Annotated in this window: 12 protein-coding genes; all 12 read right to left on the bottom strand. The window is 33.4% G+C overall.

Features of this window, described 5'->3' with window-relative positions; translation table 11 throughout:
* Positions 1 to 7 precede the first annotated feature (7 nt).
* The gene (locus tag F9B91_RS00055; RefSeq protein ID WP_084886774.1) at positions 8 to 1,216 is read right to left on the bottom strand and encodes a glycosyltransferase family 8 protein; all 1,209 of its coding nucleotides are present in this window, start codon (positions 1,214 to 1,216) and stop codon (positions 8 to 10) included.
* A gap of 11 nt (positions 1,217 to 1,227) precedes the next feature.
* Positions 1,228 to 2,454, bottom strand: a complete 1,227-nt coding sequence (locus tag F9B91_RS00050; protein ID WP_084886776.1) for a glycosyltransferase family 8 protein — start codon at positions 2,452 to 2,454, stop codon at positions 1,228 to 1,230.
* A gap of 316 nt (positions 2,455 to 2,770) precedes the next feature.
* The gene (locus F9B91_RS00045; RefSeq protein ID WP_368730871.1) at positions 2,771 to 3,781 is read right to left on the bottom strand and encodes a glycosyltransferase family 8 protein; all 1,011 of its coding nucleotides are present in this window, start codon (positions 3,779 to 3,781) and stop codon (positions 2,771 to 2,773) included.
* A 45-nt stretch (positions 3,782 to 3,826) separates the two neighbouring features.
* Positions 3,827 to 3,970, bottom strand: a complete 144-nt coding sequence (locus tag F9B91_RS11365) for a hypothetical protein (protein ID WP_225306534.1) — start codon at positions 3,968 to 3,970, stop codon at positions 3,827 to 3,829.
* Positions 3,949 to 5,196: a glycosyltransferase gene (locus F9B91_RS00040; RefSeq protein ID WP_084886778.1), complete on the bottom strand. Its 1,248-nt coding sequence runs from the start codon at positions 5,194 to 5,196 to the stop codon at positions 3,949 to 3,951. Before F9B91_RS00040 ends, F9B91_RS11365 begins: the two co-directional genes overlap by 22 nt.
* A gap of 111 nt (positions 5,197 to 5,307) precedes the next feature.
* Positions 5,308 to 6,180, bottom strand: coding sequence for a glycosyltransferase family 2 protein (locus F9B91_RS00035; RefSeq protein WP_150922180.1), 873 nt, complete (start codon positions 6,178 to 6,180; stop codon positions 5,308 to 5,310).
* Between the two features lie 228 nt (positions 6,181 to 6,408).
* Positions 6,409 to 8,853: an SP_1767 family glycosyltransferase gene (locus F9B91_RS00030; protein WP_084886782.1), complete on the bottom strand. Its 2,445-nt coding sequence runs from the start codon at positions 8,851 to 8,853 to the stop codon at positions 6,409 to 6,411.
* 9 nt (positions 8,854 to 8,862) lie between these two features.
* A complete protein-coding gene (locus tag F9B91_RS00025) occupies positions 8,863 to 9,873 on the bottom strand; it encodes a sugar transferase (RefSeq protein ID WP_150922179.1) in 1,011 nt (336 codons plus the stop codon).
* A gap of 154 nt (positions 9,874 to 10,027) precedes the next feature.
* Positions 10,028 to 10,903, bottom strand: a complete 876-nt coding sequence (locus F9B91_RS00020) for a glycosyltransferase family 2 protein (RefSeq protein WP_150922178.1) — start codon at positions 10,901 to 10,903, stop codon at positions 10,028 to 10,030.
* Positions 10,904 to 10,942: 39 nt separating this feature from the next.
* Positions 10,943 to 11,821 (bottom strand): acyltransferase, encoded by an 879-nt coding sequence (locus F9B91_RS00015; RefSeq protein ID WP_150922177.1) that lies wholly within the window; start codon positions 11,819 to 11,821, stop codon positions 10,943 to 10,945.
* Positions 11,818 to 13,902, bottom strand: a complete 2,085-nt coding sequence (locus F9B91_RS00010) for a glycosyltransferase (protein WP_150922176.1) — start codon at positions 13,900 to 13,902, stop codon at positions 11,818 to 11,820. The genes F9B91_RS00015 and F9B91_RS00010 overlap by 4 nt, the downstream gene beginning before the upstream one ends.
* A gap of 148 nt (positions 13,903 to 14,050) precedes the next feature.
* Positions 14,051 to 14,462 (bottom strand): LPXTG cell wall anchor domain-containing protein (locus F9B91_RS00005; RefSeq protein ID WP_150922175.1); only part of this gene is annotated, 412 nt, incomplete at its 5' end.

Below are 14,462 nucleotides of genomic sequence, written 5' to 3'. Positions count from 1 at the left end.
GGCTAATTTATTTATGCAAAGAATTAAGATAAGTAATGATTTCTTCTACCATAGTTTCAGGAGCAAGCGAAGAAAATATAAAACTTTTACCTGTCTGATCTTTGCTTGTGTTATCAAATGAAAAAATCGGTTTACCGAGTCTATGAACCTCTTGAATAATATTCATAATTTCATTGTAATGATTAATATCTAAATAAAAATCTATTCTATTTAGTATATTTTCAAAATTATAACGATTAAACTGAGGATAGATTGATACATTTAAATAACGTTGTAAATCAACTACTTGAGAGGCGAAATTAGTATGCGCTAGAATATGAAAATGAACCTCTGGTAGTGCTTTTATTAAATACTCCAGATGTTCCATCTCACAAGCATTCGTAAAAATTGCAGTGTGATACTTTTCTTTTTCTGTAACCACTTCTAAACCATGCTTGATAATCTCTTTTCGTAGAATAATATCTGACCACTCCAATGTATAATAAAACCACCATCTATCTCCTAAACGATTATTATACACTGATGACCAAGGTTTACTATCTGTGTAATGAATAATGGAAATCAGAGACTCATATTTATTTGCTTTTTCATACCATTCGTTTTTTTGAAATCTCTCAGCAATGGTATCCATACCTACCATAAAATTATATTTGGAATCCAGTTCTTTCCATTGTCCTACAAAAAAACGATTTAAGATTCCTTGATCTCCAAACTCAACTTCATGATATTGATCAGCCACACTAAAAAGTTGCCTTGAGATTGAGTGAGCTCTCCAATAAGAATTATTAATAAGCAATACCCCCGAATTAAAATTTGTTTCTTGCAATTCATCTCTGACTGCAGCTACAGGACTATTCCCTAAATCAATTTCAAAAAGATTCGTTAAATCATCATTGATTATAATATCAGAATCCAAATACAATACTTTATCCTCAGTTATCATATCTGGAATAAAAAAACGAAAATAAGCAGCGTATGATAAATGAGGTGTTGGGAGATTGTATTTTCGCAAATTGTTATCTGAAATTTTTACATTAACTACTACCGAATCAAGTGGGGCTAAACGCCTATTCATAACACGAAACCATTCTGATGGCAAATCATCATTAAATACATAGATTTTAAAATGATCGTTAAAAGCTGCTATTGATTTAATAGTTGTCTCTACCTTATTCATATAGCCATTATCGGCCCCCATCGCTATTATTTTATTCATCTCTTTTATCCCTATTTTATTGTTCCAAGATACAATTTTATATCTTTGATCATTTGCATAATTTCAGAAACTTCATAAACTTTATTATAACCTGCATCGTCATGATTAGTAACATCAAAGGAATAGATTGGTTTGCCTAATGCACGAACTTTACTAATAATATCAGCTATTTGATTTCCATGGTTAATATCTAAATAAAAATCAAGATTTTTTAACACTTCATCAAATGTAAAAGGAATGAATCCCGGATATACAGATACATTTGAAAATTGTTGTAAGTCAATAACAGACGAAGCAAATGAAGTGTGTGCTAAAATCGAAAAATGTACCTGAGGAAACTCTATTAATAACCTTTCAATCTGCTCCAATTCACATGAATCTGTAAATATCGCAGTATGAAAAAGAGGAGGGTCAATAAGAGTATTAAAATCGCTCAATAATTGACCTTTTATAGGATTTTTTCTCAGAAGAATATCTGACCACTCCACACTATAATAAAACCACCATATAGATCTATAACGATTCTTTGATAAGTGATACCAAGGTTTATCGCCCGTATAATGAATAACTTTTGGTAAAACACCATCTGGTAAAGATGATTGATACCAAGACTCATCATTCACAACTTGAGCCAGCGTATCCATACCAACCATAAAATTATAAAGGCGCCCCACTTTTTTCCACTTTTCCTTAAATAAGATATTTAAAATCCCCTGATCTCCAAATACTGTTTGATGGTATTGTTCTGTTAATTGTAAGAGTTGATTGGCTATATCACTTTCCTTCCACTTTTTAACAGGAATAACCATCATTCCCGAGTTAAATCCACCCGTATAATCTCCATCAAAGTAATCAGCAACTCCGGCTAACCAATAATCTTCCAAATCGATGTTAAACAATTCATCCAAGCAAGATGTTACGATTATATCTGAATCAAGGTAAATCGCTCGATCTTCTTCTACAAATTCTCCTATGAAATAGCGAAAATAGGCTGCGTAGGAAAGATAACTAATTGCTAACCGGTAATTTTTAAGAGTATGGTCAGAAATTTTTACATTTACAATTTCAGAATGATTAGCTTTCAATCTGAAATTCATAATTCGAAACCAGTCAGAGGGCAAATCATCGTTAAATATGTAAAATTTTATATTATGATTGTGAGCACAAACAGACTTGATGGTAGTTTCCACCTTATCCATATAACCATTATCTGCCCCCAGTACGATTGCTTTCTTCATAAACTATTAACCCCTTATTCACTCTATCCATAACATTAACATGGTTTCTAAATTTTAAATGGTTCAATCATTATATAAAGCCCTAAAAATCAAAACAATAACTTAAAAATATTACTACTTCTCAAAAACAACTTCATCAAAAATTCAAAATTTTAATCTATCTTAATTTTATAAATTAGTTATTGAATAATTCAAGCAATTTTAATATTTACAAAAATAATCAAAGTATTTTTATGATAAATATAAGTTAAGAAATCTTCGTAATACATACTCAATAAATTTCAGACTGTTCAACTTTTAGCCTCTCAAACAACTATTAAAAATCTGGCTCAATCAACTGTATAGCCGAAACCATTTCATCAGGTCTATCAATTGAAAATATTCCATCGTATAAGTTATCATCATTTGATTTCCTTGTAGTATCAAACGTGAAAATCTTAAGTTTTTGCTCTTTCGCTCTACTAAGAATATTCATCGTCTCTATATAGTGATTAATATCTAAATAAACGATTGAATCAGATAACAACCAGTCAATTTTACTATGCAAAACATTTTGATATACTGTCACATTTGTATACTGAGATAACGAAGTTAACGGTTCAGAGCAATCACACGGAGCTGCGATATGAAAATGCCAATCAAATAAAGAACTGATAAGAAAGTGGATATGTTCTATTTCTGCAGCCAGTGTTAAAATAAATATTTGCTTTTTTGATTGATGACTTCGTTGTCCAAAATCCAAATTAGGAGTTTTTGACAAAATTTCAAGCCAATCCAAATTTCTATAACTCCACCAAAGTTCACGAAGTCGAGTACTACTATAAGTATGCCAAGGTTTGTGTGTCCCTGCGAAATGGATAATTATAGGGAGTTCATTTTCTAATCTCGGCAATTCTGCATCTCTATAATTATAATCCAATCCTACCAGATAATTATATGTGCTGTCAATTTCCTTCCAATTATGTTGAAAGAAAATATTTAATATACTTTGGTCAGCCATTGCAACCTCAGCTTGCTTCTCCTCTGTCAAACTTAAAAGCTGAGGTATATAAAGATTCTCTCTCCACAACTTATTATCGATCAGTAAGACTCCTGCGTTAAAACCATATAAATCACTTTCCCATGCGTAGGGACTGGCAACAGCAGCAACAGGTTTTCCTTCCATATCAATAGTAAATAATTCAGATAAATCTCCTGCTACTAACAAATCACAATCTAAATATAAGGTCCTATCAGAAGGAATTAAGTCCGGAATCAAATATCTAAAAAAAGTTGTATAGTTAATCAAGTCTCCTGTTTTATAATTGTTAAACATATTCTTATCCACATGAATATTAATAACTCGTGAATTTACTGTACTTAATGTCGCATTTTATAACTTAAACCACTCTGGAGCAATATCATTATTCAAAACATAGATACATACATTTGTGTTATGAACAAGAATAGACTTGATTGTTGTTTCGGCCTGTACCAAGTAATTATTATCCGTAGCTAGAACGATTGATTGTTGCATAATTGATTCTCCATGTATTTTCTTATAACCTCTACCATTTCTTCTGGCCTTTCATGTGAACAAATACTTTCATATGAACTATCATCGAGATTAGGAAGTCGAGTATTGTCAAAAGCTAACATAGGCTTAGAATGCTTCTTGACTAAATCATAAATATAACCTAATTTATCCTCATGATTTATATCTAAATATATATCAGATTCTTTTAAAACTTTTTCTATTAGAATTGGAAATGAGTTAGGGTATAAGCTGACATTTTGAAAACTAGATAGAACTTTTAACTCATCTGCCATAAAAGTGTGAGCTGCAATATGAAAATGTACTTCAGGTAAAGACTGAGCTAAAAATTTCATATTCTCAACACACCATGAGTTAGTCAGATTCATACAAGTTAATTTCGGCTTATATATATTAGCAGAATAGTGCTCTCCCCTTTCTTTCCAAGTAGATACGATATACCCCCATTCCATAAAAGAATAATTCCACCAATTTTCTCGGAGACGTCCTACAGAAAATTGATTCCAAGGTTTATCATTAGAAATATAATGCAAAACTTTAGGGAGTGGATTAATTGATTTTTCCAAAATCCAAGCATGTCCTTGTTCTGCGGCCCCTTTATCAAAACCAATCTGGTAATTAAACGTTTCGTTTATTTCAATATATGAGTCATGAAAAAGCATATTCAAAATTGACTGATCACCTTCTGCCACATTCTCATGTTCTTTTTCTGTTAACTCAATCAATTGTTGCCGGATACTTTCAGATTTCCATTGTTTATTGTTAATCAAGAGAACACCAGCATTGAATCCAAGACCTGCTCCAAAGCAAGAACGAGTTGCAGCCAAATAATTTTCACCCAAATCTAATTCAAACAAATCGGTCAAATCATCAGTCACAATCAAATCACTATCTAGATAGAGAACTTTATCTTCTGTTACAAAATCTGGAATAAAATAGCGAGCAAAGGTCATATGATTGATATGAGGTAGTTTATTAGACCAGTTCATTTTGTACTGTGAGCCAATCAACTTGCAATCAATCAAGTCGCCACCCATCTCTTGTAAATATATTCTTATTTGACTAAACCATTCCTGAGGAATGTCCTGATTTAGCAAATAAATTTTCAAATGACTATTGTGTCTACAGATTGATTTCAAAGCTGTTTCAATTTGTCGAATATAAGCGTAATCACCTGCAAATACTACTGCACGTTTGGTATTTCCCATTTTAAATCCTTATCATTTATTCTTACTAACATTATTTATTGTCCTGCATAAATTAAACCAAATAGATTTTATTCTATCATCTTTACATAAAATTAAAATCACTTTATTCACTTACTTATCAAGTAAACATAATGTTTCCTTAATCCATTTCATAGTATCTGTTGATGATAGATTTTTATCTTCCAGTTCTTTTTTTCGAAATTTTAACAGGGATACAAAATTGTCTACGTATCGACCAACATCTATATTTCGAGCAGCAAGAAGAGCTATAAAATTTTCACGTTGCTGTAAATCACACCTGATCTTGAGTAAACTAAAATGTCTCGTCGAGCCTTCACCTACTCTATAAACATAACTATCTCTATTGATATAGACAGATTTAGGTGAGATTAGATAGATTTTAAACCAAAATTCCATATCTTCACCTAAACTAGTTAGAGAATTAAAACGAATATCCCCCACAACATCTTTTCTTACTAACTTTCCACTTACAAAACGATATGAATGATCGAAAGAATCCAAATCAATTAATTCATTGATTAGTTCTAGATGATGAAAGACTCGTTTATCGTAACCTCGTTGAAAAGAATGAAAATACCAAGTATTATCTTCCATAGAAAATCTTTTATATGTTGAAATTGAGACTGACGCAGATTCGGATACTAGAGCAGAATATAGAACTTCTAAATAATCTTCCTCAACCCAGTCATCTGAATCAACAAAAGTTAAATAATCACCTCTGGAGTATTCAATCCCCAAATTACGAGCAGAGGAAACTCCGCTATTTTCTTTCCTATAGTAATGAAAACGGGAGTCACTCTCTGTATATTCCTGACAAATTCTTCCTGAATTATCTGTAGAACCATCATCAATCATAAGCACTTCAAAATGTGTATAAGTCTGTTTAACAAGACTTTCCAAACAAACTCCAATATAACTTTCAGTATTATAAACTGGAATAATAACACTAATCAAAGATTCCATACATTTCACCTACAATCTTAAAATTATAGAATAAATCTTTATTTATATAGCAATATAGTTGTTGGGTAGCCTCCAGGTAAATCATGAAAATGTTTCTTCAAATTCCTGTTCATAATAGACTCATTTTATTTAAAATATCTATTATTTTAGAGAGATACCCTCATTAATTTCTTTATTTGTCTAAAAATGTTCAATCAAAATTGTGAACTCATTAATTATACTTATAAGTTATTCTAATATCCTTGCAACAATCTGACTATTATAGGTTTCATCCTCAATGAACTCAATATCTTGATCAAAATTATACTCTGCTGTATGCTTATGTGAAAATTTAACCTTGGTTTTAGCACCCATCTTCATCCACTCATACTCGGAGTCAATATGCCCAATATCTAAGACTTGGTGACCCTTTCGACTTAAATGATAGGCTAAAACTTTTGCTGTAGGCCCAAGCATACATAAAATCAAGCGACCAGCAGCATACTTTTCAATTTCATGTTCAATTTCATGAACTCTAGAAAAGGCACTATGAGAAGGACAGATAATTCGCTTGATAGAATTTGCCTCATCGAACAAATCATTCCCTACACCTGAACGAGAGGTCGCTCCTTCAACTATCAGTAAGTCACGGTTTTTCCAGATACTTTTCAATTTTTCAAATTGGGATTTAGCTTGACTCTTGTCTTCAAAATCGATATAAGGTCGAGATACAAAGGTTGAGCCATACCATGAATCATTACATAGTTCTCTGTAAAAATCCATATAATGATCCATGTGATCTTTCCAAAAGGGAATCGCCCAATATGTAAACCTGAAACGATCTATAAAGGCATCAGGAAGGCACACTACTAATTCTTCTCTACTTTCCTGGCCGATAATATCTCTCATGATTGAAACCAACTCTTCATCATAATCCTGGTAGGGAATCGAATGCCCTGCAAGCATATTGATTTCCCCATCTCCAAAACGAACCAAAGAAGAATTGTGTTCAATAATATAATCCAAGGTTTCATCTATCCCTTTCACCTGGATTGGATCAAGCGGTTTTTCTAGCATAGACTTATTTATCAATTTTTGCAAATCAACCAACATTCGTTCAGGATGTTCACTAGAATACAATCTTTGACAGTTATTCCCATTTTGAGATTTATAAAAGGCTAGTATAGGTTTAGATAGATGAGTCATTTCTGCAACGATATCAGCTGTTGAAGTCAGTAAGTTGATATCTAAATAAACATCCATCTTTTCCTTCAACTCTTCTAGCTTATCTCTAGAAATTGCTGGATAGAGCTGAATATTAGGATAACGATTAGATAAATCATATAGTTTTGGCCCCATATCTGTCCAGGCAGCAACCTGAAAAACAACATTGGGTAAGTGTTCAGCCAAGTAATCCAGCTGTTCAATATCCTGAGAAGCCGTAAACGTTAAACAAGTCAAACTTGGAAGTTGTCGAAAACAGGTAAGATGTCCTTGTTTCTTAAAATCTTTTATCGCATCAATCATAAAGGAAACTTTCCCATTTTCGAAAACAATTTGTCCTATTTCTCCATGCTGAGTCGATTGAAAAGCTAATAGCGTTTTTCCTTGTTCTTTCAAAGATTTTAAAAAGTTCTCATCTGCACTACCATGATTGATATCCAAATAAAGACTTGTTGACTTTTTCAACCTGTCTAACACAGGCGGAACAATTTGGGGATGCAATCTCACATTATCATGTACAGCTAATTTTGTTAGCTTATCTCCCATATCCGTCCAAGCAGCAATATGAAATACCACCTCTGGTAGAGCTGTAACTAGCTCCTCTATTCCTTCTAAATCTTGAGAATTAGTTAAAGTTAAACACGAAAATTCTCTATCTAGAAGAGGTAGAAGTTCAAACTCTCCTAAATGATGTTGTAAGATTTTAGTCCATTCCAAATCATGGAATTCCCACCATAAATCACGATAACGATTGGCTATCAAGGTTGACCAAGGCTTTCTATAGGACACAAAATGTATGATGCTAGGTGATACTAATTCATTAAAATAGTTTTCCCATCTATTATAAAAAGCAGTTACATCATGACCTACTTGAAGGTTGTACCCTCTGTCTAGCTCTAACCATCTATTAGAGCAAACTTGATTCAGAATCGTTTGATCACCGTTAAAATTTTCAAATTTCCCTTCATCCACTTCTTTTAATGTAACTATTGATTGTTCAATTAGTCGCTCTTTTAATTTCTCTTGACGCCATTTTTTGTTATTGATAAGCATCACTCCTGCATTAAATGTGACACCATCCGTATCCCAAGCAGCTGCTAATAAATATTCATCAAAGTCAATCTCAAATAATGGTTCCAAAGATTGATTTACAATTAAATCACTGTCCAAATATAAAACTTTATCCTCAGAAATATAATCTGGTATAAAGTATCTGGCATAAGTCATTGGACTTATATACTCCCGAGTTTCCCAACCTTGAAATACAGCTTGCTCTGGTAACTTCACGTCAATAATATCACTACCTAACATACGAGCAATTTTTCGTGGTTTGCGAAACCAATCTGGCATAATATCTTGATTTAAAATATAAATCTTAACATCTCGATTGTGGTATAGAATAGATTTTATCGTTGTTTCCAACTGCCTGGTATAATTGCGATCCCCTGCTAGTACAATTGTTTTGTTCATTTCATTCCCTTAATCAATTCCCAAGTGATAAATTGCATCTACCAATAACTTTTTAGTGAAATACCCCTCTTTTAACAAATAGCTAAAGGTCTTGATACGATTCGTCATTTCTTGATATTCTTCTACATTCATTTTATCAACTATCTCATGAACTTCTTCTAGACTATCCGCCACAAAGCCCAAGCCTTGATCTACTATAAATTTAGCAGTTGACAAGCTACTTGGCACAATGACTGGTATGCCAGCTGTCAGATAGGTACTCACCTTATGAGATATATTTAAAGTATAGTATTGGTTACTTTCTCCATCGTTTTGATAAGTTCCCCAGACAAGGCCAAATCCACCCTTTGATAATTCTAGTAATAGTTCCTCATCTTTTTTCCATCCCTCAATACTCAGATTTCTAGCATTAGAACTAGCTTCTCCTTTATTTGAAAATACTCTCAAAAGTGTATCTTGAGACCAATTTTGCAAGTCTGGGAAACGCTCTAAACTTCCTGCAAAAAAAAGTTCTTTTTTAAAAATCGGAGTGTATAGGGATAAATCATGAGGATGATCCCACATCCCTTGAATGAGAATCTTCTTTGTTGTCAAGCCTTCTTCTATCAGGCGTTCTTTCATCTGTTCAGATGGAACAATCAAAACATCCGATAGATTATACATATACAGATAGTCTTTCATGAGATAATAATTACTATCAAACATGAGAGGAACAACATCATGGATAAAGCAAATAATTTTCACCTGCATATCTTTTAGCTTATCAAACAAGAGACGATCAAACTCAAAGCCATTCCAGGTTGGAGACTGAAATACTAGGATATCTCCAATTGAAATACTGGCCATAATGCCATCCAGACGTTTATTCATTTCAGAAGGACTATCTGAAGCAATATTATAAAAATAGATACCAACTTCTCTAAATCCCAGTTGACTGGCTATTTTTTGAACAGCATTTTGGGCTAGAATAACCGTACTATCACCAGCCATGCCGTATAAATTCGTTAAATGTAGTTTCATATTTCTTATCTTTTTAAAATTCACTTTAAGAATAGAAAACTCTTTTTCTTTTATCTGATTTTTAGAATTTCTATTATAGCAAGTTTAAATAATGATTATGATTTTGTTTCATATCAATAGCTATCATTTTCATTTAGAATAATGATATTATTTCCTATAAATTTCTAAGTATTTCTTGATACATCTGTATCGCATTTGAATTTTCTAAACCTACTTTTTCCTTTTCATTTATTCTATATTGGATAAACGATTTCAAATTTGAAATATATGGAGACGAATCAATTCCTCTCACTATGAGATAGGGTAGTCGTCCTACTCGAATTTCAATATCATCCATCAACTGTCTTTCAGTCACAACTTGCCCCAACATTGATTCAGAATGCAATCTGTAATTATAGAGGGCCTTATGAATATATAAGCAACTTGTCATACTCAAATACAATTTAAAACTACACTCGAAATCTTCTCCAAATTTCCGTTGCTCATTAAATAATATCTCATCAAATATAGAACGTTTAAATAATTTCCCCCAAGAAACTGTGTAAGAACCATCATAATTTTCAAGGTTTGGCAGCTGACTTAGCAATTCCTGACTAGTCCATATTCTTTCATAATAATCCTGATCCCAAATGTGAAGATAAAAACAATCTTCATCCATATCAAATTTTTTATAAGATGAAATAACAAAATCTGTATTGTATTCCTTTATTTTTGAATACAATACTTCTAAATAGTCCGATTCCACCCAATCATCCGAATCAATAAACGTGATATATTTACCTTTTGAATACTTAATCCCAAAATTACGTGCTGATGCGAGACCTCCGTTTTCCTTCTCAAAATAATGGAAACGAGCATCTTTATCAACATATTCTTTACAGATATCTGCTGAATTATCTGGAGATCCATCATTTATTAGCAAACATTCGAAATGTTCATACGTCTGATCTAGAATACTATCCAAACACTGTCGCAAATATTTTTCAACATTGTAGATTGGAACCACAATACTAATTAGTTCATTTCCCATATACTAACTTTCCTAGCCTTGATTTATTCTATTTCCCTCTTAATCTCTTCTTTTTACACAAAGATTCCCATCATTATAAACTACACTGTTTGATGGAATATCATTTCGAATAAGACAACCTGCTCCGATAATGGTATTATCTCCAATAGTCACTCCTTTTAAAATCGTGACGTTACTTCCAATCCAGCAATCTCGTCCAACTCTAATCGGAGCTGTAGTCCACTGCAACTTTTCGATTTTTTCAGCGGTATAAATATGGTCGTGATCATAAAAACGGACACCTTCCCCCATCATGGTACCTGCTCCGATTTCAATTCTTTCCATACAGTTAAAACTACAAGAGTTATTGATAAAGACACCATCGTGCAGTATTAACTTACCAGAAGAGACATGGAAATTTTCAAAATTTCTACAAATGACATTGGCTCCTACAGCCAAGTTAGCCTTATCATTTATTTGAAAGACATTCCAAGTCCCATCTTGGATAATTTTTTCTTGATGATTGGTGCCGACTCTGACTTCATTCAGATACTCTCTCACTCTAGAAACCAATTTCTCTGGTGCACTTGATAGAAAAACTTCCTGCCCCTGATTTCCATGGACTGTATTGTCAAATGCAAAGACAGGTTTTTCAGCCTGTACAAACCTTGATACAATAGCATCCACTTCTTGAAAGTGATTGATATCTAGTAAAAAGTCACACGTATTGACTAAAAAGTTTAGCTGTTCTTCATTTGTAATCGTTAGGAGACGGACATTATAGTTCGTTTCTAAACAACGAATTTTCTCGGAAAACTGGACAGGTGCTGCAATATAAAAACAAACGTTCGGCAAGCTTTCAAGGAGATAATCCAACTGTTCAATCTGATCACTAACCGTCAAAATCAGAGTATCTCCTAATAGATGATTATTCTTCATTTGCTTATTTCTCTTAATTTTTCAATCATTGCTTGAACTTGATCAACAGCATATACCTCCTGACCTACTTCGTAGGATTTGGTGTTTTCAAAGGTTAAGATGGGCTTGCCAAGTTCAGAAAATTGATTTAAAATCTCTTCTGTCTTTTCGCCATGATTAATATCTAAAAGTACTTGACTGGTTTCTACCAATTCATGATCGACATCTACCAAATAGTGAATCCCATTAAAGACAGTGACATTTGGGTAAACTGTCATTTGAGCCAATCGATCACTGACCATGACTCTAGCCGCAATCTTAAATTGAATATCAGGCAAGGATTGAACCAATGTTTCAATTTGTTCAATATGGTCTGAGGCTGTATAGATGAGACAAGTGAACGGTTCCTTTATCGGATAAAGGTGAGATTTTTGTAATGGATGTAAATGATGATTTTGTCCCAATTCTGTCCATTCAAGTCCATGATAATACCACCAGACATCACGATAGGTTTGTGCCGCCAAATCTTTCCACGGTTTACGATGGGAAAGATAATGAATAATACCAGGATAATTCTGACCTACAGGCAACTGATAATCAGTGAACTGCTTATGAATGACAATATGATTATAATCAAAGTCCAATTCCAACCATTTATGTTCAAAAAACATATTCAAGATACTCTGATCTGCCTGATCCACCTTGTCATGCCATTCATTGGTCAAATCAATCAACCTTTGAGTCATCTGTTCTTGTTTCCACAAAACATTATTGATCAAGAGAACCCCAGCATTAAAAATTTCCTGACCGAAATAGGCTCTGCCCCCGAAATCTCGAACAGCAGCCAAAGGATAATCTTGTAAGTCTGTAACAAACAAGTCATCTAGATTTTTCGTTACAAGTAAATCACAGTCCAAGTAGAGGGCCTTATCTTCTTTTACAAAATCAGCTACGAAATAGCGTAAAAATACTGTATAACTGATATCCGTTTTGTACCTTGAAATCTGCTCAGAAGTCACTCGACAATTGATAATTTCTGAATCAAACTTTTCTAAGCGATTATTTATTTGCTTGATCCATTCATTAGGAAAATCGCTATGAATCAGATAAAAACGAATCGAACGATTATGATAACAAATAGACTTGATCGTCGTCAAAACTTGGTCTACATAGGCATAGTTTGCTGCTAGTACAATGGCTTTCTTTTGTGTATTCTTAGTTTTTTCAAGTTTGTCTAGTAGATATTTTTTTGTCTCAAATTCTTTATAGGTAGGAGTTTCTTCTAAGCCACTGACCTTCCCATTAGAAAGACTTCCTTCTAACATCTGACGATAAATAGCTAAATGTTTTTCTAAAGGATATCCTAGACTAGCTAATAAAGTGATACGTTCAGACATGGCATCAACCAAGGCATGCATCCACTTTTCTGTCCAAGTCCTAGATAAACTATTATTTCTGATGCGATAAGAATAGATTCCTTTATGGATATAAACAATTTTTTCTGCCAACAAATAAATCTTTTGATTGAGGTAACCGTCCTCTCCTAATTTACCCATGTCGAAGCGTAACTGCTCGAACAATCCTGCCTTATAAAGTTTACCCCAAGCAGATATCAAGGCAAAACTCTTCATTTCTTGGGATTCATACAAGTTCTCAAAGATGGACACATTATCATATACCTCCTCATAATAGGAGTCTCCTGATATATGAAAGTAAAACATTCCTTCACTTTCATTGAAAGAATAATAATTACCAACTGCAATATCAGCCTGATACTCTGTTATTTTTTTGTATAGGGTTTCTACATAATCCTGCTCAATCCAATCATCCGAGTCCACAAAAGTCACATAATCGCCGGACATATTTTCCAGACCAGTATTTCGTGCAGCAGACAAGCCAGCATTTTCTTGTTCTATATAGATAATTCGGTGATCTATTTCTACAAATTCTTTACAAATCTCACCTGAAGTATCAGTAGAACCATCATTTACGACAATTATCTCGATATTTTTATATGTTTGAGCAATAATACTATCTAGGCATTTTCTTAGATAGTTTTCTACATTGTATACCGGTACAATGACCGTTATTTTATCATTCACTAGCGATTTTCTCCTTATGTTTATTATACAATTTTTTAGTCAAAATTTCAGCTATATAATAGTAAAAACCCCTTGGAAATTATACTTTTCCAAGGGGTTTCTATGATTTACATGCGTAAGTTAGTTTAGCCTAAATTTATAGGTTATCTTACTCTTCTTCATCACGTTTACGGCGTTTCGCAACCAATCCAATACCTGTAACAGCTGCTAAAGCTCCAAGTAACACAGATCCAGTTGATGACTTAGTACCTGTATTTGGTAATTCTTTTTGTGATTTACCTGATGATTCAGATCTATTTCCAACTTGTGAGTTCGAATGGTTTACTGAATTTGAAGAGTTGGTGCTTGCTGAGACTGATGCACTTGTTGATGCTGGAGCTGACGTACTGGTACTTGCTGAAGCCGATGTACTTGTCGATGCTGGAGCTAACTCACTGATACTTGCTAAAGCCGATGCACTTGTCGATGCCGAAGCTGACGCACTTGTCGATGCTGAGGCTGACGCACTTGTTGACGCTGAAGCCGATGCGCTAGTACTTGCCGAAGCCGATGCACTTGTC

The sequence above is a fragment of the Streptococcus mitis genome (genome assembly GCF_008763935.1).
Classification (GTDB): Bacteria; Bacillota; Bacilli; order Lactobacillales; family Streptococcaceae; genus Streptococcus; species Streptococcus mitis_DB.
Note: the sequence above shows the minus strand (reverse complement) of the source record. Positions and strands in the feature narration are given on the sequence as shown.

Coding starts and splice junctions, on each gene's coding strand:
- F9B91_RS00055 (WP_084886774.1), bottom strand. CDS start 1,216: ATGAATAAAATAATAGCGATGGGGGCCGATAATGGCTATATGAATAAG.
- F9B91_RS00050 (WP_084886776.1), bottom strand. CDS start 2,454: ATGAAGAAAGCAATCGTACTGGGGGCAGATAATGGTTATATGGATAAG.
- F9B91_RS11365 (WP_225306534.1), bottom strand. CDS start 3,970: ATGCAACAATCAATCGTTCTAGCTACGGATAATAATTACTTGGTACAG.
- F9B91_RS00040 (WP_084886778.1), bottom strand. CDS start 5,196: ATGGGAAATACCAAACGTGCAGTAGTATTTGCAGGTGATTACGCTTAT.
- F9B91_RS00035 (WP_150922180.1), bottom strand. CDS start 6,180: ATGGAATCTTTGATTAGTGTTATTATTCCAGTTTATAATACTGAAAGT.
- F9B91_RS00030 (WP_084886782.1), bottom strand. CDS start 8,853: ATGAACAAAACAATTGTACTAGCAGGGGATCGCAATTATACCAGGCAG.
- F9B91_RS00025 (WP_150922179.1), bottom strand. CDS start 9,873: ATGAAACTACATTTAACGAATTTATACGGCATGGCTGGTGATAGTACG.
- F9B91_RS00020 (WP_150922178.1), bottom strand. CDS start 10,903: ATGGGAAATGAACTAATTAGTATTGTGGTTCCAATCTACAATGTTGAA.
- F9B91_RS00015 (WP_150922177.1), bottom strand. CDS start 11,821: ATGAAGAATAATCATCTATTAGGAGATACTCTGATTTTGACGGTTAGT.